Annotated in this window: 22 protein-coding genes and 3 tRNA genes; 5 read left to right on the forward strand and 20 right to left on the reverse strand. The window is 74.6% G+C overall.

Translation table 11 applies throughout. The annotated features are described in order from the left end of the window. Positions 1-10: 10 nt before the first annotated feature. From ABT299_RS23430 to ABT299_RS23475, 10 genes are all read right to left on the reverse strand, one after another. Entirely contained in the window at positions 11-640 is a 630-nt protein-coding gene (locus tag ABT299_RS23430) for a CBS domain-containing protein (RefSeq protein WP_206700286.1), read from the reverse strand. A 72-nt stretch (positions 641-712) separates the two neighbouring features. Then, the gene (locus ABT299_RS23435) at positions 713-2,335 is read right to left on the reverse strand and encodes an ArnT family glycosyltransferase (protein ID WP_500251988.1); all 1,623 of its coding nucleotides are present in this window, start codon (positions 2,333-2,335) and stop codon (positions 713-715) included. Positions 2,336-2,366: 31 nt separating this feature from the next. After that, positions 2,367-4,148, reverse strand: a complete 1,782-nt coding sequence (locus ABT299_RS23440; RefSeq protein WP_500251989.1) for an alkaline phosphatase family protein — start codon at positions 4,146-4,148, stop codon at positions 2,367-2,369. Positions 4,149-4,363: 215 nt separating this feature from the next. Next, the gene (locus ABT299_RS23445; protein ID WP_151545285.1) at positions 4,364-5,512 is read right to left on the reverse strand and encodes an NDMA-dependent alcohol dehydrogenase; all 1,149 of its coding nucleotides are present in this window, start codon (positions 5,510-5,512) and stop codon (positions 4,364-4,366) included. A gap of 203 nt (positions 5,513-5,715) precedes the next feature. Beyond that, on the reverse strand, positions 5,716-6,354 hold the full coding sequence (locus ABT299_RS23450; RefSeq protein WP_500251990.1) for a DsbA family oxidoreductase: 639 nt from the start codon (positions 6,352-6,354) through the stop codon (positions 5,716-5,718). 63 nt (positions 6,355-6,417) lie between these two features. Further along, on the reverse strand, positions 6,418-7,482 hold the full coding sequence (locus ABT299_RS23455; RefSeq protein WP_500251991.1) for an alcohol dehydrogenase catalytic domain-containing protein: 1,065 nt from the start codon (positions 7,480-7,482) through the stop codon (positions 6,418-6,420). Beyond that, positions 7,479-8,312, reverse strand: coding sequence for a phosphonate ABC transporter, permease protein PhnE (phnE, locus tag ABT299_RS23460; protein ID WP_500251992.1), 834 nt, complete (start codon positions 8,310-8,312; stop codon positions 7,479-7,481). Before phnE ends, ABT299_RS23455 begins: the two co-directional genes overlap by 4 nt. Further along, positions 8,309-9,070, reverse strand: coding sequence for a phosphonate ABC transporter ATP-binding protein (locus ABT299_RS23465; protein WP_500251993.1), 762 nt, complete (start codon positions 9,068-9,070; stop codon positions 8,309-8,311). Before ABT299_RS23465 ends, phnE begins: the two co-directional genes overlap by 4 nt. 4 nt (positions 9,071-9,074) lie before the next feature. Then, a complete protein-coding gene (locus tag ABT299_RS23470) occupies positions 9,075-9,983 on the reverse strand; it encodes a phosphate/phosphite/phosphonate ABC transporter substrate-binding protein (protein ID WP_500251994.1) in 909 nt (302 codons plus the stop codon). Positions 9,984-10,009: 26 nt separating this feature from the next. Then, complete coding sequence (locus ABT299_RS23475; RefSeq protein ID WP_500251995.1) at positions 10,010-11,128, reverse strand: TIGR03364 family FAD-dependent oxidoreductase; 1,119 nt, start codon at positions 11,126-11,128, stop codon at positions 10,010-10,012. A gap of 144 nt (positions 11,129-11,272) precedes the next feature. On the opposite strand from ABT299_RS23475, the gene ABT299_RS23480 reads away from it, so the two are divergent. Both ABT299_RS23480 and ABT299_RS23485 read left to right on the forward strand, forming a co-directional pair. Then, positions 11,273-12,034 carry a GntR family transcriptional regulator gene (locus ABT299_RS23480; protein WP_433152366.1) on the forward strand — a complete coding sequence of 254 codons (762 nt, stop codon included), beginning with the start codon at positions 11,273-11,275 and terminating at the stop codon, positions 12,032-12,034. Continuing rightward, positions 12,031-12,714: a phosphonatase-like hydrolase gene (locus tag ABT299_RS23485; protein ID WP_500251996.1), complete on the forward strand. Its 684-nt coding sequence runs from the start codon at positions 12,031-12,033 to the stop codon at positions 12,712-12,714. The genes ABT299_RS23480 and ABT299_RS23485 overlap by 4 nt, the downstream gene beginning before the upstream one ends. A 24-nt stretch (positions 12,715-12,738) precedes the next feature. Here the strand turns inward: ABT299_RS23485 and ABT299_RS23490 are convergent, their stop codons facing one another. Next, positions 12,739-13,056, reverse strand: coding sequence for an SMR family transporter (locus ABT299_RS23490; protein ID WP_190866408.1), 318 nt, complete (start codon positions 13,054-13,056; stop codon positions 12,739-12,741). Positions 13,057-13,195: 139 nt separating this feature from the next. On the opposite strand from ABT299_RS23490, the gene ABT299_RS23495 reads away from it, so the two are divergent. After that, entirely contained in the window at positions 13,196-14,953 is a 1,758-nt protein-coding gene (locus tag ABT299_RS23495; RefSeq protein WP_500251997.1) for a serine/threonine-protein kinase, read from the forward strand. A 100-nt stretch (positions 14,954-15,053) separates the two neighbouring features. Here the strand turns inward: ABT299_RS23495 and ABT299_RS23500 are convergent. The 5 genes from ABT299_RS23500 to ABT299_RS23520 all read right to left on the reverse strand — a co-directional run bounded on the left by ABT299_RS23500 (position 15,054) and on the right by ABT299_RS23520 (position 17,361). Further along, positions 15,054-15,125 (reverse strand) — tRNA-Val (locus ABT299_RS23500). A 27-nt stretch (positions 15,126-15,152) separates the two neighbouring features. Then, positions 15,153-15,223 (reverse strand) — tRNA-Cys (locus ABT299_RS23505). A 26-nt stretch (positions 15,224-15,249) separates the two neighbouring features. Beyond that, positions 15,250-15,322 (reverse strand) — tRNA-Gly (locus tag ABT299_RS23510). Between the two features lie 40 nt (positions 15,323-15,362). Next, positions 15,363-16,373 (reverse strand): CHAP domain-containing protein, encoded by a 1,011-nt coding sequence (locus ABT299_RS23515; RefSeq protein ID WP_500251998.1) that lies wholly within the window; start codon positions 16,371-16,373, stop codon positions 15,363-15,365. A 184-nt stretch (positions 16,374-16,557) separates the two neighbouring features. Continuing rightward, complete coding sequence (locus ABT299_RS23520; RefSeq protein WP_190866414.1) at positions 16,558-17,361, reverse strand: universal stress protein; 804 nt, start codon at positions 17,359-17,361, stop codon at positions 16,558-16,560. Between the two features lie 102 nt (positions 17,362-17,463). Here ABT299_RS23520 and ABT299_RS23525 point away from each other — a divergent pair, with 102 nt between their 5' ends. Then, entirely contained in the window at positions 17,464-18,030 is a 567-nt protein-coding gene (locus ABT299_RS23525) for a YceI family protein (RefSeq protein WP_190866416.1), read from the forward strand. A 14-nt stretch (positions 18,031-18,044) separates the two neighbouring features. Here the strand turns inward: ABT299_RS23525 and ABT299_RS23530 are convergent, their stop codons facing one another. The 4 genes from ABT299_RS23530 to ABT299_RS23545 all read right to left on the reverse strand — a co-directional run bounded on the left by ABT299_RS23530 (position 18,045) and on the right by ABT299_RS23545 (position 21,953). Then, positions 18,045-18,953: a DMT family transporter gene (locus tag ABT299_RS23530; RefSeq protein WP_190866418.1), complete on the reverse strand. Its 909-nt coding sequence runs from the start codon at positions 18,951-18,953 to the stop codon at positions 18,045-18,047. Between the two features lie 172 nt (positions 18,954-19,125). Beyond that, a complete protein-coding gene (locus ABT299_RS23535) occupies positions 19,126-20,346 on the reverse strand; it encodes a M20 metallopeptidase family protein (RefSeq protein ID WP_500251999.1) in 1,221 nt (406 codons plus the stop codon). A gap of 85 nt (positions 20,347-20,431) precedes the next feature. Continuing rightward, the gene (locus ABT299_RS23540) at positions 20,432-21,166 is read right to left on the reverse strand and encodes a hypothetical protein (protein ID WP_500252000.1); all 735 of its coding nucleotides are present in this window, start codon (positions 21,164-21,166) and stop codon (positions 20,432-20,434) included. 16 nt (positions 21,167-21,182) lie between these two features. Next, complete coding sequence (locus ABT299_RS23545; RefSeq protein WP_500252001.1) at positions 21,183-21,953, reverse strand: maleylpyruvate isomerase family mycothiol-dependent enzyme; 771 nt, start codon at positions 21,951-21,953, stop codon at positions 21,183-21,185. A gap of 64 nt (positions 21,954-22,017) precedes the next feature. On the opposite strand from ABT299_RS23545, the gene ABT299_RS23550 reads away from it, so the two are divergent. Beyond that, entirely contained in the window at positions 22,018-22,941 is a 924-nt protein-coding gene (locus tag ABT299_RS23550; RefSeq protein WP_500252002.1) for a MerR family transcriptional regulator, read from the forward strand. The last annotated feature ends 57 nt before the right edge of the window (positions 22,942-22,998 follow it).

Genomic DNA, 22,998 nt, shown 5'->3' on the forward strand with positions numbered 1-22,998 from the left:
GTCCATCGTCTCAGCCGGTCCCGCCGGGCGCCCCGCCGGGTTCGGGGGTGCGCACCGACACGCGGGTGACGCCGGGCACCGTCCGGGCCAGCACGTCCGCGACGCGCCGCGCCGCCTCGTCGGCCGGGCCGGTGAGCACCACCACGCCGTCGCGCACGGACACCTCCCAGGCGTGCCCGCCGGGACCGTACTCGTTGATCGCGGCGAGGACGTCGTCCCTGATCCGGGCGTCGCCGCGGGCGAGCAGCGCGATCAGGTCGCGGCGGCTGACGATGCCGGCGAGCACGGCGCCGTCCAGCACCGGGACGCTCTTGTGCCGGGTCCGCATCATCGCCTCGGCGAGCTCGGCGACGTCGGTGGTGGGCCGCGCGGTCTCCACGTCCCGCGTCATGACCTCCTCGACGAGCCGCGGCGGCGGCCCGGCCGGGGTGGCGACGGGACGCGAGAACGCCCGCGGGTCGGCCTCGAACGCGCCGCGCAGCAGGTCCATCTCGCTGACGATCCCGACGAGCCGCCCGTTGCCGTCGACGACGGGCAGCGCGGTGATGTCGTGCTCGTGCAGGACGCGGACGGCCTGGCGGACGGTGGCCGTCCGCGGGATCGTCACGACGGGCGAGGTCATCGCCTCTCGGACCAGCATGGCGCCCTCTCCTTCAGCGTGTCGTCCTGTCTACATCTCCAGCACCGCGCGGCGCATGCGCCGCGCGGGCGCCTACCGAGTCCCGGCCGCGGGCCTCTGGTAGATGGTGATGGAGTGGCCCACCTCGTCGATCGGCTCGCTCGTTCTGATGAGGGCGAGTATGCGGGGATCGGCCTTGTCGATCCAGCTGTCGGACACCGCGAGGACGCCGCGGACCCGGTCCGGGGGGACGGCGAGCGGGTCGGCGGCGCTGATGCCGTAGCTCGCCGGGACGCCGCTGCCCTTGTAAGCGAGCCAGACCGGCCGCCCGGCGTACCGGTCGCGGAGCCGGTCGGCGAGGCGTCCGAGGTCCTGGCCCCAGTCCACGTTGGAGTCGTGCAGGCGCAGGTGCGTCCTGGACGGCCCGCCGAACGCCTCGTTCGAGTACGGCAGGTAGTACGGGAACGTCCGGACGGAGCTGACCGCGACGAACAGTGCCAAGGCGGCCGCGGGCGCGGGCGTCCATCGCCACGGGAGCGCGACGGCGCAGCCCGCCGCGACCGCCAGGAAGAGCGGGACGAAGATGGCGTACCGGACGCCCAGGTCGCGGGACCCGGCCATCGCGGCGGCCAGCAGCACCGCGGCCGGGAGGAGCACGTACGGGGCGGCCGGGCGCAGCCGCCGCACCGACACCATGGCCGCCGCGCCCGCGAGCCACAGCGCGAGCATCCCCAGCGGCGTCTTCACCAGCAGCGCCGCCGGCAGGTAGTACCAGAGCGAGCCCCGGTAGTGGCGGCCGAACAGGAACCCGGTCCAGGTCGCGTCCTCGAACCCGAACTGGAGGCGCATCCCGTCGCGGTACGGCCGGGGGAAGGGCGCCGCGCCGGCGAGGACGCCCCGGAGGCCGCCGATCGACGGCAGGCCGGGCGGCGCCGTCCACCGCAGCCGCGGGTCGACGGCCAGGTAGGCCGCCCACACCACCGCGACCGCGATCGCCGCGACCCCGGCCGCCGCGGCGGCGGCGCGCAGCACCGCCCTCCCGGCCGTCCCGCCCTCACCTCGCCGGGACGCCGACCAGACCGGCACGGCCGCGAGGGCCAGCAGCACCGGGACGGCCGCGAGCGTGCTCATCTTGGTGGCGAGCGCCGCCCCCAGCGCGGTCCCGGCGAGCGGCAGGTACGGCAGGGGCCGGCCGCGCGCCCGCCACAGCAGCCACGCGGCCGTGAGGACGAACCCGGCCGCCGCCACGTCCAGCGTGGCCAGCGACCCGTGCGCGATGACGTCCGGCGAGAACGCGTACAGGCCGAGCGCGAGCAGCCCGGCCGCCGTGCCCGCGAGGTCGCGCGCGAAGGCGAGGACGACCAGCCCGAACAGCAGCGTCAGCGCGATCATCGGGAGCCGGGCGGCGAGCATCACCCGTCCCGGGTCGTTGCCCGAGGCGTACAGCAGGTGCCGCCCGACCGCCTCCTGCGGGCCGGTGTAGGACCGGTCGAGGCGGACGCCCGCCGCCTCCGTCCCGATCCCGATGATCAGCTTGCCGAGCGGCGGATGCTCCGGGTTGTCGCGCAGGTCGTGCTCGCGCAGGTACAGCGCGGACGCCCCGACGTACACCGGCTCGTCGATCGTCGGCGTCTGCTGCACGGCGGTCGTGACCATCGCCGCGGCCATCGCGGTCAGCAGCGCGGCCACGGCGAGCGCCACCGCCGCCGCCCTCATCTCCCCAACCTCCCACCCCGGGGGCCCGGCGTCACCTGTGCGACGCCGCCGGCGGGGGAGAGGCGGAGGGCGTGGAGCCGAACGCGGTCAGGAAGCGGTCGCGGAACGTGCTCATCGGCCAGACCGGCGAGGTCCGCGCGGGGCGCAGCCCGTCCTGCCAGCCCCAGCCGGAGATCCGGTCCAGCACGGCCGGGTCGCGGGCCACGATCGTGACCGGGACGTCCCGGCTCGCGTTCCGCCCCGCGATCGTCGGCGCGGGCTGGTGGTCGCCGAGGAAGACCAGCACGGTGTTCTTCGTCCCGTAGGCCAGCATGTAGGAGACGAGGGTGTTCAGCGTGTACTCGATCGACTTGCGGTACTCGCCGCGGATCCGCCCGGACGACGGCCACGCCGCGTTCTCGCCCTTGCCCATCCCGTTGAAGACCGATCCGTCGCCGACCGCGTTCCAGGGCACCGGGCTCGGGATCGACGCCCACGGCGCGTGGCTCGACACCAGCGCCAGCTCCGCCATCACCGGCCGGCGCCCGGACGCGGCGAGCTCGTCGCGCTGCAGCGTGTTCAGCGTGTACTGGTCGGGCATGGTCGCGTAGCTGAACCGGGGCCCCTTGTAGCCGAGGTTCCGGTCGTCGTAGACCTTGTCGTAGCCGTAGAACGACGCCTCCGGCCACGCCCGGGTGATCGCCGGCTGGACGGTGAGCGTCCGCCAGCCCGCCTCGCCGAACGCGCGGGTGAGCGTGAACCGGCTGCTCGACGTCAGCGTCCGGTACCGCTGCTGGTTGTCGATCCACAGGCCGGACAGCAGCGTCGAGTGCGCGAGCCAGCTGCCGCCGCCCGCCGTCGAGGAGGTGAGGTAGCCGCTGCGGGCGCCGAACCCGGCCGCCTTCAGCCGCCGGGTGCCCGCGTCGAGCACCGCGTCCACCTGGGGGGCGTACTCCGGGTGCTCGACCGCCGAACGCCCGTAGCTCTCCACGAACGCCAGGACGACGTCCTTGCCGCGCAGGCCCGTCAGCATCTGGTTCGCGGGCGTGTTCCGGAAGGCGTCCACGGCGGCCTGCTTGGCGAACACTCCGCGGTCCTTCAGGCCCGTCCGCACCTGCCGGGCGTGGTCGTAGGCGAGCCGGGCGGCGCCGCCCGACGCCAGCGGCACGCCGGGGACGGCCTGCGCGCCCAGCGCGGCGGACGCGACCCACGCCGTCCCGAGGACGGCGACGCTCCGGCCCGTCCACATCCGGTGCCGTACGGCCAGCCGGGTCAGCCGCAGCACCGCGAGCGCCGTCAGCACCGGCACGGCGACGACCAGCAGCACGATGAGCGCGGTGAGGGCGATCGCGGCCGGGCGGCCCACGGAGGTGTCGATGAACTCGAACCCCGGCCGCAGGAAGCTCCAGTCGAACACGGGGTTGAACGGCCGCACCAGGACCGCGTCGAAGCCCATGTCCAGGACCTTGAGGATGACCAGGACCCCCAGGACCGCGCCCACCGGCGCCGCGACCCACCGCCGCGCCCGCGCCGGGAGCACCAGCACCAGCGCCGCGACGACAAGCGCCTCCACCGGGATCCGGACGAACTGCCCGGCCGACAGCCGGTCGAGCCGGTCCGGCGCGTCCAGGGCGAACAGCACGAGCAGGCACGCCAGCGCCGTCGTCGCCCATCCGGCGGCGCGCCGTACCCGCCCCTGCGGAGGCGCGCCGCCAGCACCCGGCGCGTCACCCCCGCCCGGCGCGGCTCCGTCCTCCCGCGCGGTTCCGTCCTCCCGCGCGTCCCCGCCGTCGCGTTGCCCGCCCGCCGAACGGAACGCATGAAACACCGACATGTCGGTTCTCCCCAGCCTGGCCCGTGACCGCCGTGCCCCCGCCCCGGCGTCGATCGCGCGCGGTGGGCACACCCGGTTGTACGGTTCGCGGCGTTCGCCGGTTCAGCCGGAGATGCCGCCCGAGGGGCCGCGGGCGCACGACGAAGGCCGCCGCCGGGACGGTGCGCGTCCCTCGCGGCGGCCTCTCCCGTTCCGGGGCGCCGTGCGGCGGCCGGTCAGTACTTGATCAGGCCGCGGATGTTCTTGCCGTCCCGCATGTCCTGGTAGCCCTGGTTGACCTCGTCCAGGGTGTAGGTCTTGGTGACCAGCTCGTCCAGCTTGAGCTTGCCCTCCTCGTACAGGCGCAGGAGGCGGGTGACGTCGCGGCGCGGGTTGGCGTTGCCGAAGATGCAGCCGACCAGCTCCTTGCGCTGCATCGCCAGGTCGAACAGGTTGAGCTTGACGTCCTCCTGCATGACCGGCGCGACGGCCGTGACGACGCCGCGGCCGCCCTTGGTGACCATGCCCATCATCGGGCCGATGAGGTCGCCGGTGGCGGTCCCCACGGTGAGGATGACCTTGTCGGCGTTGGCGCCCCAGGTCATCTCCGCGACCATCGCCTGGGCCTCCTCGATGGAGGCGGCGCTGTGCGTGGCGCCGAAGACGCTGGTGGCCTTCTCCCGCTTCCACTCGACCGGGTCGACCGCGATGACGTGCCGGGCGCCGGCCATCGCCGCGCCCTGCACCGCGTTCATGCCGATGCCGCCGATCCCGATCACCACGACGGTGTCGCCGGCCCGCACCCCGGCGGCGTTGACCGCCGAGCCCCATCCGGTGGTGACGCCGCAGCCGACCAGTGCGGCCTTGTCGAGCGGGATCCAGTCGTCGATCTTGATGACGGACGACTCGTTGACCACCGTGTACGGCTCGAACGTGCCGGTGCAGCACATCGTGCCGAGGTCCTCGCCGTTCTTGGAGTGGTGCCGGGAGGTCATGTCGCTGATCTGCCGGCCCGACAGCAGGAAGGCGCCGAGGTCGCAGATGTGCTGGCGGCCCTGCGCGCAGGACGGGCAGCGGCCGCACGCCGGGATGAAGGACAGGACGACGTGGTCGCCCTCCTTCACCGAGGTGACGCCCGGGCCGACCTCGACGATCTCGCCCGCGCCCTCGTGCCCGCCGATCACCGGGAACTGCTTCCAGCCCATCAGGTCGGCGATCTCCTTGTCGATCACCATGTCGCCGGTGACCATGTGCTCGTCGGAGTGGCACAGGCCGGACGCCGCGAGCTTGACCTTGACCTCACCCGCCTTGGGGTCGTCGAGTTCGATGTCCTCGACGCTCCATTCGGTGTTCTTGTCCCACAGGATCGCCGCTCGAGTCTGCACGGGGCCCCCTCGCTGGTTCGGGCTGAAGATTCGTCAAAAATAGACGTTTCCGGCCCCGCGTGTCGACATCCGAATCAGATTATGTTTATGCGCTCGCGCCCCGTTCCGGCCGGGCGTCCGGCGGTCCGTCCGCCCCGGCCCGCAGCGCGATGACCACGCGCGTTCCGTGTTCGCGGGGTGACGGAACGGGGACGCGCGGCCTGTTAGCGAGGCTCGTTCCAAGCGCGGTCGAGGGCCTGCGCGAACGCCTCCGCGGGCTGCGCACCGGACACGCCGTAGCGCCGGTCGATGACGAAGAAGGGCACGCCCGTGGCACCGAGCTGTTGCGCCTCGCGCTGGTCGGCCTCCACCTCGGCTGCGAACCTCCCGGAGGCGAGCGCGTCGCGGGCCGCGGCCGCGTCCAGCCCGGCCTCGGCGGCGACCTCGACCAGCGAGTCGCGGTCGAACACCGAGCGCCGGTCGGTGAAGTGGGCCTTGTAGAGGGCCTCGACGACGTCGCCCTGCACGCCCTGCTCGCCCGCCAGGTGCACGAGCCGGTGGGCGTCGGCGGTGTTGCCGACCCGCCCGCCGTCCAGGTGGTATTCGAGGCCGACTCCGGCCGCGCGCTCCTCCATCTGCCGGTTCATCTGGACGGCCTGGTCGCGTGCCATGCCGAACTTCGCGGCCAGCATGTCCGCCACGTCCTCGGTCTTCCCGGCCGGGTAGGACGGGTCGAGCTGGAACGCCCGGTAGGCGATCTCGACCTGGTCGCGGTGCTCGAAACCGCCGAGCGCCCGCTCGAACTGGCGCTTCCCGATGTAGCACCAGGGGCAGATGACGTCGGACCAGATCTCGACACGCATGGGACACCTTTCTCAGGGACGGTCGCCCCACTGCAACACCCGGCGGCCCGCATCGATTTCCGCTCACGCGCGCGGGGCGACCCCCACCCGGATCGAGGCCGACCGCGCCGCCTCCGCGAGCGCGGCGTCCAGGTCGTCCAGCGGGTGGACGGTGCCGAGCAGCGCCTCGACGGGCAGGCGGGCGGCGGCGGACTCGGTCCAGGCGGCGGCCTCCGCGAGGTCCGCGGGCGCGTAGTTGTGGACGCCCCGCACCGTGAGCAGCCCCCGCACCAGGTCCTGCGCCTCCCAGTCCAGCGGCGCGCCGGGCGAGACGGTCCCGGCGAGCACGATGGTCCCGCCCGTCGCGGTGCGGGCCACCGCGGACCGGGCGGCGGCGGGCGCCCCGGACAGCTCGATGTAGAGATCGGCGGGCGGCGGCTCATCGGCGGGACCGACCGCGTTCGCGGCGCCCATCAGCATCGCGGTCGCGCGGCGTCCGGGATCGGGGTCGACGGCCGTGACCGCCGCGTCCCGCCCGGCGAGCATCGCGGTCGCCAGCAGGCCGAGCAGGCCCGCGCCGCAGACCGTGGCGTTCAGCCCGGCCACGCCGGCGCCGCCCGCCGAGACGGCCGCGACCGCCGTCGCCGTCGCGCAGCCGAGCGGCGCCGCCAGCGCGGCCGGGAGATCCGGGGGCACCACCGCGAACGGCGTCCCGGGGCGGACGAGCACGTGGCTGGCGTAGCCGCCCGACAGCGGCCCGGCCTCCGCGAGCGGCGCGTGACCGTACTTGAACAGCCGCTCGCACTTCTGCGGCAGGCCGCGGCGGCAGCGCGGGCACCCGCCGCACGCCGCGTAGATCCCCACCGCGACCCGGTCCCCGACCGCGATGTCCCGTCCCCGGACGTCGCGCGGCGCAGGGCCGTCCCCGAGCCGGACGACCCGCCCCACGGTCTCGTGGCCGAGCACCCCGGGCGCGGGCCCGGGGCGGCGGCCGGAGACCGTGTGCAGGTCCGAGCCGCAGATCGTCGCGAGCTCCACCTCGACCAGCGCCTCGCCCGGCGCCGGGCGAGGCGGATCCACCGCGGCCGCCCGGTGGCGCCCGCCCACGCCCGGCCACACCATGGCGACCGGGCCCCGGCGCGCGGTCACGGCGCGAGCCTGCGCCGGACGAACGAGCTGAGCAGGTCCACCGCCACGACCAGCACGAGCACCATCAGGATGTAGGTGAGCATCTGGTCGAACCGGAACTCCTGGATGGACTGGTTGATGAGGAACCCGATGCCCCCGGCGCCGACCAGGCCGAGCACCAGCGACGCCCGCACGTTGACGTCCAGCCGGTACAGCACCAGCCCGACCAGCTGCGGCACGCACGCCGGCAGCACCGCGTGCGCGACCAGCTGCGCGCGGCTCGCGCCGGCGATCCGCAGCGCCTGCGCGGGGCCGTCGTCGACCTCCTCCATCGCCTCCGACCACAGCTTGCCCATCACGCCGGTGTTGTTGCAGACCAGCGCGAGGACCCCGGCGAACGGGCCGAGCCCGACCGCGGTCACGAAGATCAGTGCGAACACCACGTCCGGGACGGCGCGCAGGAACGACATGACGCCCCGCGCCGCCTGGTAGACGGCGGCGTTGCCGTTGACGGCGCGCGACCCGAGCGCGCACAGCACGATCGTGAACGGGATGGACAGCGTCGTCCCGAGCAGCCCGATCCACAGCGTCACCAGGCAGGCGTGCAGGCCGTCCTTGACGACGGGGTCCCAGGCGAGGTCCGGCGGGAAGGCCTCGGAGACGAAGCGGACCATGCCGTGCCAGCCGTCGACCAGCATCCCGAGGTCCATGCCGGTGCCGATCCAGGCGGCGACGTGCAGTCCCACGAGGACGGCGACGACGGCGCCGCCGATCGCCAGCGTGCGGGGGCTGCGCCGCCTGCGCGGCACGGGCAGCCGGTCGGGGGCGCGCTCGGTCATGAGAACGCTCATGCGTGGACCTCCTCGTCCGCGGCGTAAAGGGCGGACACCTGCTCCTGGGACACCTCCGCGGCCGGGCCGGCGAACGCGATCCGGCCGCCGCGCAGCCCGACCAGCCGGTCGGCGTGGCGGCGGGCCAGCTCCGGCTGGTGCAGCACCGCCGCGACCGCGATCGACTCCGACAGGGCGAGGTCCGTCATCACGGCCATGACGTTCTCGGCCGCCGACGGGTCCAGCGCGGAGACCGGCTCGTCGGCCAGCAGCACCTCCGCGCGCTGGCACAGGGCCCGCGCGAGCGCGACCCGCTGCTGCTGCCCGCCGGACAGCGCGGCGACCCGCTCGTGCGCCCGGTCGGCCAGGCCGACCCGGTGCAGGCACGCCATCGCCTCCTCGCGCAGCTCGCGCGGGAAGGCGGCGGGGGCCCAGGACCGGCGCAGCGGCAGCCGGCCGAGCGCGCCCGCGCAGACGTTGTCCAGCGCCGTCCTGCGCCGTACCAGATGGATCTGCTGGAACACCATGGCGACGCGGGTGCGGGCGCGGTCGGCCGCCCGCGACCCGTCGAGCAGGTCGGTGCCGAACACCCCGGCCCGCCCCGCGTCCGGGCGGACGAGCCCGACCACGCACTTCAGCGCGGTCGACTTGCCCGACCCGTTGGCCCCGAGGAGCGCGACCACCTCCCCGGGGGCCACGTCGAGGTCGAAGCCGGACAGCACCGTGCGGCCGCCGAAGGACTTGCGCAGGCCGCGGACCGTGAGCGCGTTGGCGGTCATGGCGCTACAGGTTCTTCTCGGTGAGGCCGAGCGTCCGAGCCAGGTCGAACAGCGGCTGGTAGGTCTGCTTCGTCACCGGGACGAGCGGGCCCGGCTCGACGTCGAGGAACGCGCCCGCCTTCGCCACGTCCTGCGGGGACAGCGAGGTCAGCGCGGAGACGAGCTTGGTCCTGAACGCCGGGGCGAGGCCCTTGGCGACGGTGATCGGGTCGTTCGGGATCGGGTCGGACGCCCAGATCTGCTTGTACTTGGCGGCGTCGAACTGGTGCTCGGACGTCGAGGTCGCCTGCTGCTGGGTGTTGATCTCCGCGGCGTCGACCTTGCCGTAGGTCAGCGCGAGCAGCGACTGCGGGTGGCCGCCGGCGTACTGGAGCTTGACGTCGGACTCCGACAGCCCGGCCTTCCGGATGGCGTAGCGGGGCAGCGCGTCGCCCGACGTCGACCCGGCGTCCGAGAGCGCGAGCGTGCGGCCCTTGAGGTCGGCGACGGTCGCGACCGGGCTGTCCTTCTTCACCCAGATGCCGGCCTTGTAGGTCGACACGGACTTGTCCGGGTTGCCGAAGGACACGACGGGCTCGGCGCCGGTGCGCTGCGACGCGAACACGAACCCGAGCGGGCCGAACTGCGCCACGTCGAGCTTCTTGTTCTGCAGCGCGAGGACCTCGGCGGAGTAGCCCTGCACGATCTGCACCTCGACGGGGCAGCCGAGCTTGGCCTCCAGGGCCTTGCCGAGCGTCTTGTACGCGGGCGTGAGCTTGGCGGCGTCCTCGAACGGCTCGACGCCGAAGCGGACCTTGCCGCCGGGGCAGGACCCCTTCGCGGCGCCGGACGAGCCGTCGCCGCAGCCGGTCAGGGCGAGGGCGGCCGCGGGGACGAGCGCGGCGAGCGCGAGGGAGAGCCGGAAACGGCGCATGGAAGGGCCTTTCATCGAGTCAGGGGTCAGAAGAGGGAGTCCAGGACGGCCGGGGCCAGCCCGTGGGCGATCGTCATTCCGATGCCGGAGGTGACGGACACGGCGCGGACGCCGCTCGCCACCTCGACGTCCAGCACGTCGGTCCGCGCCGACGAGGCGTACTGGCCCCGCCAGCGGCGCAGGACGCGCAGCGACGGGGCGCCGAGCAGCCGCGCGCCCTCGCGCAGCAGCATCTCCGCCGTGCCCTCGTCGTCGAACGGGGCGTGGGTGGCGGAGTAGTGGTGGGTGTCGCCGAGCACGATCGCGCCGTCCGGACGCTGCGTGAACATCAGGTTCACGCCGGCGTCCAGCAGCTCGGGCGCCTCCGCGGCGACGGCCTCGCGCAGCGCCGCGGCCGCCGGCCGCGCCGTGAACCCGCCGTAGCGCAGCAGGGACAGCCCGGTCAGCACGCCCGGCGCGACCCGGACGCCGCCCGGCGGGGCGACCTCCAGCATCCGCAGCAGGCAGCGGGTCATCCCGGCCGCGTCGGCGACGTCCGGCAGCAGCCGGTCCAGGTCGTGGCCGACCGCGAGGACCGTCCGGGCGGCCCGGACGTCGCCGCGCGACGTGCGGACCAGGCCCGGCTCCACCGCCAGCACGCTGGTGCGCCGCGCGATCGGCACGCCCCGCGCCTCCAGCCAGCCGGCCAGCGCGGGGATCGCGGTGGGGGAGTCGAGCCGCAGGTCGAGCGGCAGGTGCGCGCCGCCGAGCGCCTCGGCGCCGGGCAGCCGCCGCGCGACGCCGGCCGCGTCCAGCAGCCGCACGTGGTCGCCGCCCCGCACGGCGGCGAACTCCTCCAGCACGGCCATCTCCTCCGGCCGCCGCGCGACGACCAGCGTGCCGGCCTCGGCCACGTCGAAGCCCGCCTCGGCGCCCAGCCGGAGCCAGCGCTCGCGCCCGGCCAGCGCGTACCGGAGCGCGTCGCCGTCCTGGGCCGTCACGCAGACGTGGCCGAAGTTGCGGACGGAGGCGCCCGCCGCGAAGGCGTCGCGGTCGACGACGGCGACCGTCAGCCCGCGCAGGTGCGCCTCGGCGGCGTGCGCGAGCCCGACGACGCCGGCGCCGACCACGAGCAGGTCGACGGGGGTGGCAGGAAGGGGGGTCATGGCCCCGAGACTCGGGGCGCGCCCCGCCGCCCGTCAACCCGCCGAAGCGACTTGTACAAACAAGTTAACCGGCTGTTCACCTGGGGAAACATGGGCGTTCCCGCACGTTGACAGGACGGATGCCGGTCCTTGTATGGTCAGGCCATGACGTCGGGATCACTGCACGCCAGGCTCGCCGACGCGCTGCGGGAGCGGATCGTCTCCGGCGCCCTCGCCGTGGGGGAGCCGCTGCCGTCGGAGGCCCGGCTCGTCGAGGAGTTCGGGACCTCCCGGGGCACCGTCCGGCAGGCGCTGTCCACGCTGCGCAACGAGGGCCTCATCGAGGGCGGCCAGGGCCGCCGCCCCATCGTCCGGCGGCGGCCGATGGGCCAGCCGTTCGAGACGTTCCTGTCCTTCTCCGCGTGGGTCGAGCGGTCCGGGCACCGGCCCGGCCAGCGCACCATCGAGCTGGCCCGGCGCGGCGCCGACCCGATCGCCGCCGAGGCGCTCCGACTGGAGCCGGGCGAGCCGGTCATCGACGTGCTGCGGCTCCGGCTGCTCGACGGCGAGCCGGTCATGCTGGAGCGCAGCACGTTCGCGCTCGACATCGGCCTGCTGCTGTTCGACTTCGACACCGACGCCGGCTCCATCTACGCGGGCCTGCTGGCCCGCGGCGTGGAGATCGTCGCCGCCACCCACACCATCGACGCGATCGCCGCCCCGGCCGACGACGCCCGCCTGCTCGGCGTCCCGAAGGGCGGCCCGCTGCTGCGCGAGCGCCGCACCGCGCGGACCACCGACGGACGTCCCGTCGAGTACGCCGACGACCGCTACCGCCCCGACCGCGCCACCTTCACCATCGCCAACGAGCGGGCGCACCACCTCGCGCTCGTCCGCACCGTCCCCGAGACAGGAGAGGCCCTGTGACCTTCGAACTCGCCGCGCTCGACATGGCCGGCACCACCGTCCAGGAGGGTGGCGCCGTCTACGCCGCGCTCGAGCGGGCCGTCGCGGCGCACCTCGGGCGCCCCGTCCCCGCCGACGTCCTGCACCGCTGGACCGGCACCAGCAAGCACGAGGCCGTCGCCGGCCTGCTGACCGAACTGACCGGCGCGGCCCCCGCGGGCGACGTCGAGACCGTGTACGCCGACTTCACCGCCCGCCTCACCAAGTCCTACGCCGACGTCCCCCCGAAGGCCCTCCCCGGCGTCACCGAGGCGATCGCGGACCTGCGCGCCGCGGGCGTCAAGGTCGTCCTGCAGACCGGCTACTCCCGCGACATCGCCCTGTCGATCCTGGACGCGCTGGACTGGACCGTCCCCGGCACCGTCGACGGCCTGGTCACCGCCGACGACGTCACCGCGAGCCGCCCCGCCCCCTACATGATCTTCCGGGCGATGGAACTGGCGGGCGTGCGGAGCGTGGACCGCGCCCTCGCCGCCGGCGACACCCCCAACGACCTCGCCGCCGGCCGCAACGCGGGCGTCCGCTACGTCGTCGCGGTGACCACGGGCGCCACCCCCGCCGCCGAGCTGGGCCGGCACCGCCACACCCACCTGCTGGAGTCCGTCGCCGGCCTGCCCGGGCTCCTCCGGCCGGGCGGCTGACCGGACGGCCGGTCGGGAGGCCGGTCAGGCGGCGACGAAGCGCAGCCCGACGACCCCGGCGACGATCAGCAGCAGGCACACGATCCGGGCGAACGTCACCGGATCGTGCAGGACCGCCATCCCGTACACCGCCGCGCCGACCGCGCCGATCCCCGTCCACACCGCGTACGCGGTCCCGAGCGGCAGCGACTGGAGCGCGTGCCCGAGCCCCACCATGCTCAACGCGAGCGCCACCAGGAACAGGACGGTCGGCCCCACCCTGGAGAACTGGTGGGAGGCCTCCAGCGCCGCCGCCCACACCGTCTCCATCAGCCCGGCGCCGATGAGGATCAGCCAGACCACGCCCGCGCCCCCTCCGTCATGATCATGAAAGGTGCCTCCCCCGGCAGGGGGCCCGGAAACGCCGCGCGCTCCGACGGTCACCCAGTACATTCGGCCGTGCACGGAACGTGTCATTTCCCCCCGGCCGAGAGGAGCGCCCGTGCGCGAGGGAGACGTGGTCGCCGACCGCTACCGGCTCGTCCGGACGCTCGTCGGGGGAGCGACGGGCGAGGTGTGGCTCGCCAGGGACGCCGTCCTCGGCCGGGACGTGGTCGTCAAACGGCCCGGCCCGAAGTACGCGGGCAGGGCCGGCGCCGCCCTGCTGCGCGCCGAGGCCCGCGCGCTGGCGAAGTTCGAGCACCCGCACGTGGTCACCCTGTACGACGCGGTCTTCACGGGCCCGGCGGAGGATCCCGAGTCCTGGCTGGTCATGGCCTATGTGCCGGGCGGCGGCCTGGCGGGCGGGACGCCGCTTCCGCCCTGGGAGGCGGCGCGCCTCTGCGTCCAGGTCGCCGGCGCGCTGGAGGCGCTGCACGCGAAGGGGATCGTCCACTGCGACATCAAGCCAGGGAACATCCTCCTCGACCACGACGGCACCGCGAAGCTGGCCGACTTCGGCGCCGCGTACCGCCTGCACGGCAGCGGAACGATCACCCCGAACGGCCCCCTCTTCTACACGCCCGGCTACGCCGCCCCCGAGGTCCTTCTCGGGGCGCCCGAACCGGCGTCGGACGTCTACTCCCTGGGCGTCACCCTGCACGCCCTCATCACCGGCCGCTCCCCGGGGCGCGGCGGCGCCGTGCGCCGCAGTGGCGCCCTGGCCAGGGAGACCGGGCCGCTCCGCGCCCTGGTCAAGCGGATGCTGCACCCGAACCCGGCCGAGCGGCCGAGCCTGGCGGAGGTGCGCACGGGGCTGGAACCGCCGTGCGAGACCAGGATCGACGCCGGCCCGGTACGGCGGCGCGGCCGCAGGGCTCTCACCCTGGTGGCGGTCGCGCCCGTACCGGTGCTCGCGCTGGCGGCGGTCATCTTCCTCTGGCAGCCCGGCATCCTCTGGGAGCCCGGGGGCACGCCGCGCGCGTCCATAGGGGATCAGCGGTCGGCCGATCCCTGCGCGCTCGCCGATCCCGGCGTCGTGACGCGGTTCGGCACGACGAAGCTGGACCCCTACTACGGCGACTTCGACCGGTGCGATGTCACCGTCCAGCCGCCGAACCAGGAGCAGGTGGACGTGGAGCTGCAACTCCTCGGCGTGGCGGACGACGCGCCCGCCGGGCCGGTCCGCGATCTCCACGGGTTCCGGGTCGTCGCCGAGGCGCAGGAGGGCCAGGAGTGCCATCGCGAGATCCGGCTGCCCGCCACTGGTGGCGGCGGCACCGTCGACGTCTCGGTGACACAGAGGCCGCCGCGCGCGCCGCTGTGCGCCATCGCGGACGCGGCCGTCGAGCACGCGACGGGAGTGCTCCGTCGCGGCCCGCTCGCCCGGCGCCGGCTGCGGCGCCCGGGGGACTCGCTGATCCACCGGGACGCCTGCACGCTGCTCGGCGCCTCCGTCCTGCGGACCTCGCTCGGGTCCGCTCCCACTCCGAAGCCGCGTTTCGGGCACTGGGGCTGCGACTGGTCGGGCGCGGGGCGGCTGGGGGTGAGGCTGCTGTTCGACCAGGGCGACCCGCAGGACGGCCGTGGCGGCCGCCCGATCCGCCTGGCGGGCCGGCCCGCGTTCGTGTGGCCGGACGAAGGGGACGGGTGCGAGACGGACGTCGTCCACCGGACCTTCTGGGTGCACGGGAACCAGAAGGTGGAGTCGCTGAACCTGACCGTGACGGGAGACGTGCCCGGCGCCGAGCGCTGCGCGCGGTCCGAACGCCTGGCCGAGGCCGCCGCCAAGGCGGTCCAGGCCCAGCGACCGCGCGGCTGACCGGCGGGCCGGGCAAGGGCCTCACGCCGGAGACGGCGCCACTACGACGAAGGAGTGGCGGCCCGCGTTCTCCGCGGACCCGCCACTCCTGATTCGTGCGTGGGCGATACTGGGATTGAACCAGTGACCTCTACCGTGTCAAGGTAGCGCTCTCCCACTGAGCTAATCGCCCTTGCATTACTGCTCTGCGTGTACTGCGAGGTGGAGACGGGATTTGAACCCGTGTACACGGCTTTGCAGGCCGTTGCCTCGCCTCTCGGCCACTCCACCAGAGCGAGGCCTCACGGACCTCTCAGAGCGGACGACGGGATTCGAACCCGCGACCCTCACCTTGGCAAGGTGATGCTCTACCAACTGAGCCACGTCCGCTTGTCGGCTCCGGGGTTTCCCCCGGCGCGCATGAATAACTCTAGCGGAATCCGGGAGTGGTTGCGTACTCGTCGGCCGCGGAGCCGGCCTCGGAACCGGCCGGGGAGCCGGCCGCGGACTCGGTGGCCTCCGCGTGCAGCGAGTTCCAGAACGCGAGCTCCTTGTCCTCCTCGAGGTGGGCGATGCGGCCCCAGAACTCGCGGTCCTCGGCCTCGTGGGCGGCGGCGAGGGACAGGGCGGGCATGACGGTGGTGCCGGCGTCCGCGGCGTCCAGGTCGGCGGGGGTGACGTCGGCCGGGAGGGCGACGGGCGTCGCGGGACGGTGGTGCTTGCCGCGCTTGCGGACCCGGATGGGCGGCGTGGTGGGGGCCTTCGCGGCGGCGGCGCGTCCGGCGGCGAGGGCGACGGTGCCGCAGAGGACGAAGGCGAGGATGCCGCCGAGGACGACGTCCTGCGCGGGGAGCTGCTGCCCGCCGGAGCCGCTGTGCTGCTCCTCGTGGGTGTGCGTCGTGGCGGCGGGGGCGCCGACCTTGTCGACGGTGGTGACGGGGGCGGCGTGCTTGGGGGCGTACTTGGCCTCGGTGACCTGGATCTTGCCCGGGTAGCCGAACCCGACGACGTCGTCCATGCTGCGGGTCTTGCGCATGAGCTTGTAGCCGTCGGCGTTGCCCTCGATGGTGTGGAGGGTGTGCCCGTCGACCTTCTCGACGATGCCGACGTGGTCGATCTGGTCGATGTCGCCGGAGCCGGACCAGTCGTAGAAGACGAGGGCGCCGGGCTCGGGGGTGTGGCCCCAGGCGCCGTGCTCCTTGAACCACTTCGCGTGGTCGACGGTGGAGGCGAACTGCCCGGCCTGCTCGGCGACCCCGGCCTTGTCGGCGGCCCAGGCGAGGAACATGTCGCACCACGGGGCCGTCTTGAAGTACGAGTCGTGGTCGCCGTCGATGTGCTGGGCGTACCAGTCGCCGAACTTGGTGTAGCCGCTGCCGTGCTCGGTGTATCCGAGCTGCTTCTGGGCAACGTCGAGCAGCTTCTTGCCGATCGGGTCCATCTCGCTCCCTGCCGACTCGCCGACTCGGGCAGGGGGCGCCCGACCGGTGATCCGGTCCGTGCCTCGTGCCAAGGTCACGTTCCGGTCTCGCTGGAATGTAGTCGAGGTAAACGGGGGGCGGCAAGCCGTTCCAGGAAAGCGGTCATAACGGGCTACTCGGGGGTAGCCCGTCGGAAGTGGCCCGTCAGAAGTAGCCTCTCGGCAGGACGGTCACCGGGCAGGGGGCGGCGCGCAGCACCTTGACGGCCACCTCGCCGAGGAAGACGCGGTGGGCGGCGGCGTCCTCGCTGGACGCGCAGACGAGCAGCTCGCCGTCGGGCCAGTCGAGGTCGTCGAGGGCGTCGGCGACGTCGTCGCCCTCGGCCAGGTCGGCGCTGACGTCCTCGGGGGGCAGTTCGGCGGACTCGACGGCCAGGCGGATGGCGAGCGCGAGGTCGTCGCGGAGCCGCTCGGCGTCGACGTCGCCGATGGCGAGGGTGACCAGGCGGAGCGGGACGTCGAGCCGGTCGGCGGCCTGGGCGGCGCGGATCACGGCCTCGTCGCACTGGGGGCGGCGGACGTACATGACGGTGATGCGGCCGAGCTCGTCGGGCGGCGTGTAGCCGGCGGGGGCGAGCATGACGGCCTCGGTCGCGGAGTGCAGCAGGTGGTCGGCGGCGGCGCCGACGCCGATCCGGCCCCGCGCGCCGCCCTCCGGGGAGCCGACGACGATCAGGTCCGCGCCGATCCGGCCGGCGACCGAGGTAAGGCCGCGGCCGACGCTGCGGCTCTCCTGGACGAGCAGCTCGGCCGGCTGCTCGCCGAGCAGCTCGGCGGCCTGTTCCAGCAGGGCGTGGGCCTCGCCGGCGGCGCCCGCGCGGCCCGGCGGGTGGACGGTGGCGACGCTCAGCTCGCCGCCGGTGAGGGCGACGATGGCGCGCGCCAGGTCCAGGGCCTCCCGGCCGCCCGCGTCGTGGACGTATCCGGCCAGCACGTGTTCGCCGATCATCTGGGAAGCATTCCCCCTGATCGCGCCGTCACAACGATCATGGACTGGTTTGCGGTAACTTTTCGTGTTTGAACCTGATTGCGCTCTTTAGGGGGATTTGTCATGGGGGACGAGGTGGGGGGCCTCGCGCCGGGCCGCTGGTCCATCGACCCGGTCCACTCCGAGATCACCTTCACGATCCGGCACCTGATGACCACCGTCCGCGGCTCGTTCCCCGACTTCGGCGGCGAGGTCGTGATCGGTGACGACCCGATGGACTCCACCGCGCGGGCGGAGATCAGGATGGGCTCGATCGACACCCGCAGCCCCGAGCGCGACGAGCATGTCCGCTCGGCCGACTTCCTCGACGTCCAGCGCCATCCGGTCATGACGTTCCGGGGGACCGGGGTGGAACGCGCCACGATCGGCCGCCGGGCCAAGCGCCCCCGCTACCACCTGGACGGGGAACTGACGGTCAAGGACGTCACGCGGCCGGTGCGGCTGCTGACCGAGTTCCACGGCATCGGGTCCGACCCGTGGGGCGGCACCCGCGCGGGCTTCACCGCGACCGCGTCCATCAGCCGCCGCGACTTCGGCATCGAGTTCAACGTGCCGCTGCAGGGCGACAAGGTCATGCTCGGCGACACGATCGCGATCGCCCTGGAGATCCAGGCCGTCCACGAGGGCTGACCGCCGGGCGCCCCTCAGCCCCCGACGCTCTCGGCCGGTTCGGGCTCGCGGACGCCGGGGACGTGCGGGTTGCCATACCAGGCGACCGCCACCGCGCCGGCGACGGCCAGCACGAACCCGACGGCCGCCGGGACCGCCATGCCGTCGCGCGAGGCGTCCCCGAGCCACAGCACCCCGATGATCCCCGGGACGACCGTCTCGCCCGCGACCAGCGCCGCCGTCGCGCCGTTGATCGACCCGATCTGCAGCGCGAGCGTGTGGAAGTACATCCCGCCGAGGCCCGCGATCGCGATCGCGTACAGCGCGGGGTCGCCGAGCAGGTCCCGCCAGGCGAGCGGGTCGGTGCCGTTGAGGATCCGGACGCCGACGCCGACCGCGCCGAAGCACAGCCCCGACAGCAGGCCGGCGGGGATCGCGGCGCGCGAGCCCATCAGCCGGACGATCGGCAGCGCCGCGGCGACGAGCAGCACCGACACCCCGAGCAGCCCCCAGTGCCAGCCGATCGCGACGCGCCCGGCGCCCTCGTGCCCGGCGGTGCCGGCGAGCAGCACCAGCGCGGCGCACACCACCCCGATCGAGATCCACTCCGGCCGGACGAGCCGGATCCCGAGCACCCAGATGCCGAGCACCGCGGTGATCACCAGGTTCGCGCTGATCACCGTCTGGGACAGGAACAGCGGCACCAGCTTCGCCGACAGCGCGCCGAGCGCGAACCCGGCCGTGTCCAGCACCGTCCCGACGATGAACTCCCACGTCACCACGGCCTTGGCGGTGGCGGACAGGCTCGGCCCGCCGTACTCGGTGGACCCGGCGCCCGCGGCGGTCTCGCGCGCCGCGGACCGCCTGGCGCCGAGCGCCTGCAGGACCGATCCCGTCCCGTAGCAGGCCGACGCGCCCACCGCCGTCAGCAGCCCGATGAACACCGGCGCCCTCCGATCCGCCGCGGGGGACCGCCGGTCCCGCCCCGTCCCGTTTCCATGCCGTGCGCCGGGCGGGTCCGCCCCGCCCCCCAGTCTGACGACCGGGCGGGCCGGAATGTTTCGGCTGCTCCGCACCGGTCGCGCGTCGGCTCCCCGTGGTGGTTCCCCGTGCCGGTCAGTTCTCCCGCGCCAGCCGCCGGGCGGCCAGCTCGGCGTAGAGCGCGGCGCCGTCCGCGAGCACGGCGTCGTCGTAGCGGGCGTCGGCGGAGTGGTTCACGGCCGCCTTGCCCGGGTCGGCGCCGGACGGGCACGCGCCCATCACGACGAACGCCGACGGTACCTCGTCGCACACGAACGAGAAGTCCTCCGATGCGGGGAACGGCTGCGGCGAGTCGAAGTAGCGGTCCTCCCCGTACACCTCCCGGATGGTGTCCGCCGTGAACGCGGCCTCGGCGCCGTCGTTGACCGTCACCGGGTAGTCCTGGACGTAACTGACGTCGACGTCGAGGCCGTGCGCCTTCGCGAGGCCCCGCACCAGCTCGACCGTCCGCTCCTTCAGCTTCTCGTGCGACGCCGGGGAGAACGACCGGACGGTGCCGGAGAAGCTCGCCTCGTCCGGGATCACGTTGTCCATCGTGCCGGAGTGGAACGACCCGATCGTCAGCACCACCGGGTCGAACGGGTCGAACGCGCGGGTCACCATCGTCTGCAGCGCGGTGACCATCTCGCAGGCGGCCGGCAGCGGGTCCTTCGCCAGGTGCGGCATGGACCCGTGCCCGCCCACGCCCCGGACGGTGACCCGCAGCCGGTCCGCGGCCGCCATGATCGGCCCGCCCCGGGTCACGAACATCCCCTGCGGCAGGGCCGCGGAGAACACGTGCAGCGCGTACGCGGCGACGGGGCGCTCGCCGGACGCCTCCAGCACGCCCTCCTCGATCATGATCCGCGCGCCGCCGAGGCCCTCCTCGCCGGGCTGGAACATGAACACGACGTTCCCCGCGAGGTCGTCGCGCCGGGCCGCGAGCAGGCGCGCCGCGCCCGCCAGCATCGTGGTGTGCAGGTCGTGGCCGCAGGCGTGCATCACCCCGTCGACCCGGGAGACCACGGCGGCGTCGCCGCGCTCGGTCACGGGGAGCGCGTCCATGTCGCCGCGCAGCAGCACCGTCGGGCCCGGGCGGGCGCCGCGCAGCACCGCCGTCACCGAGGTCAGCCGCTCGCCGGTGGTGATCTCCAGCGGGAGCCCGTCGAGGGCCGCGAGCACCTTCTCCTGGGTCCGCGGCAGGTCCAGGCCGAGCTCGGGCTCGCGGTGCAGCGCGCCGCGGAGCCGCGCGAGGTCGTCCTGCAGGGCGGCGGCGTCGTCGCGCAGGGACCCGGGGACGGTCGAAGGCTGGCTCAACGGTTCCTCCTCAGGGGTCTCCGGTGGCCGCGGGGGCTTTCCGGGCGGCCCGTTCCGGCGCCGCCCCTGCACCGTATCGCCGCGGTCACCCGAAATGCCGCAATCGGCGGGCACGAAGATCCTTGATGAGGAGGTGCGCGTCGCCGAGCCGCGCCGGGTCCTTCAGCGACCGGTAGACGCCCCACTTGGGGGAGACGCCCGCCGCGCCGGGGCGCAGGTCGAGCCCGCCGCGCTCGACGTCGACGACCGCGTCCCCGGCGCCGCCCGGCCCGGCGGCCGTGATCGTCCAGCGGACGCGCCCGTGCGGGGCCGCGGCGAACCGCGCCTCGATCCCGACGCCGATCCACCGGCCGCGGAGCGGGCCGAGGTCGGCGGCGCCGACGACCACGCCCGACCGGATCGCGTTCAGCTCCAGCAGGTCGCGGCCGCCGCGCCGCCGCAGCGACGTCACCAGCACCGGTCCGCCGCCCGGCCCGCCGCCGGGGACCGAGGCGAAGAACTGCTGGACGTGCGTGAATGCCGCCGTCGCCCGCAGCGCCCCCGTCAGGTACCAGGACCAGGCGAACCGCCATGTCTCACCCTCGGCGACGCGGCGCTCCCGCCCGTCCGGCCCCCGCATGCCTCGCACCTCTTGGCGCTGCCGGTCGGGATGGATGTCCACGTCGCCCGGGTGGTGGATGTCGAACCGGTACACCGTCCCCAGGGCCCGGACATGGCGGACGCCGGGATGCGATCCGGCGCGGTCGTCCTCGACCGCCGCGAACGCGGCCAGGCCGTCCCGGCGGGGGTCGGCCTGCCACTCGTCCCGCTCGTCCCCCATCGCCCCAGTGTGGAGGTCAGAACGCCGTGCGGGCGAGCCAGTGGTCCAGCAGCGCCCGGTCGCCGGCCACCTTCGCCTCCGCGCCGTCCGGCGGGAGGCGCCGCGCGAACACCAGCAGGAGGTCCCGGACGGGCCCGGCGATGGTCATGTCGCCGTCCCGGTCGGCGCGCTCCCAGCGGATCGCGTCCGGCGCGCGGGTGATCACCCATCCGGGCACGGACGGCTCGGACGGGCGCAGGCTCAGCGTCTCGCCCCGCCCGCGCAGCTCGGCGAGCCGCGGCTGGAGCTCCGCGGCGGCGGGCTCGGACAGCAGCCCCAGCCACTCGGTGATCCCGTCGGCGGCGACATCGGCCGCCACCTCGTACCGGACGCCGGCGGTGAGGGCGGCGTCGGCGTGGTGGACGACCGTGTCGTGCAGCATCCGCCGCAGCCACATCGCGGCCGGGCGCGGGCCCATGAGCGGGTGCGCGACGGTGCGGTCCGGGTCCGCCTCGAAGACCCGGACGAGGTCGTCCGCGCCGGCGCGCAGCCAGCCGGGCCAGTCCTCCGGCGCGCCCGGCGCGGTCCGGGGCAGCTCCGTGACCAGGTCGGTCTCGCCGGCCCGGAAGAACCCCGCGGCCCACCGGTGCGCCTGGCCGATATGACCGACGAGATCGCGCAGGGTCCAGTCCGGGCAGGTCGGCACCGCGGTGTCCGGGTCCGCGCCGGCGACGGCCCCCGCCATCCCTCCGGTGTGCTCGCGCAGCGCCTCGGCGATGCGGTGGGCGCCGAGCACCGTGTCGTCCATGTTCGCTCCCTCCTCGTGGACGTCGTGCCCGTACCGTAGGAACTCCAGCCCGGTGGAGGTTCAAGTGACTGTGACTGGCGCCACAGGACCGGGGTCCCTCGGCATCGGTGATCTGGCGGCGCTGACCGGCGTGCCCGTCCGCACGATCCGGTTCTACTGCGACGAGGGGATCCTCGAACCGGCGCGCAGCGCCGGCGGGCACCGCCGGTTCGACGCGGCGGCCGCCGACCGGCTGCGGCTCGTCCGGCGGCTGCGCGGCCTCGGGCTCGGCCTGCCCGCCATCGCGGCCGTCCTGACGGGGGAGCGGTCGCTCGGCGAGGCGGTGGCCGCCGAGCGGGCCGCGCTGGAGGCGGAGATGTCGGCGCTGGCCTGGCGTCGCGCCGCGCTGGGCGCGGTGGAGGCGGCGCCGGCGGACCGGCGGGCGGCGCGGCTGGACCTGCTCGCGGCCGCCGAGGACGGCCGTGCCGCGCGCGCCGCGCTGGTGGAGTTCTGGCTGCGCCGGATCATGGCGCCGCTGCCGGACGAGCGGGTCGAGGCGTTCCTGGAGCGGGTGGTCCCGCCGCCGCCCGCCGACCCGTCCCCGGCGCAGGTGGTCGCGTACGCCGAGATGGTCGTCCTGACCGGGGACCGGTCGCTGAACCGCAGGCTGCTGGAGCAGGCGCGGTCGAACGTGCGGGCCGTGGGCGACGAGGAGTCGCTGCTGGCCGGAATGAGCGAGGCGATGGAGCTGGCGGCGCCGCTGGTCCTGGCGGGGGCGGCGCCGGGCCCCGGCGCGGCGCTGGACCGGTTCGTCGACGCCCACGCCGCTGGGAGGAGCGCCAGGGACACGCCGGGGTTCCGGCGCGTGATCCTGCGCGACTCCGAGGTGGAGCGCGATCCCCGCGTCGCCCGGTACTGGGAGCTGTTCCGCCTGGTCACGGGGGAGCCGGCGACCCTCGGCGCGCTGCACTTCTGGCTGCTGGAGGCGCTCGAGCGGTCCGTGCCGTAGCGGGGGGCCGAGGACCGGAATAGCGGGGCGGGGGCCGGGGTTCGGTAGGGTAATTGA

The sequence above is a fragment of the Spirillospora sp. NPDC000708 genome, assembly GCF_040299565.1.
GTDB lineage: Bacteria > Actinomycetota > Actinomycetes > Streptosporangiales > Streptosporangiaceae > Spirillospora.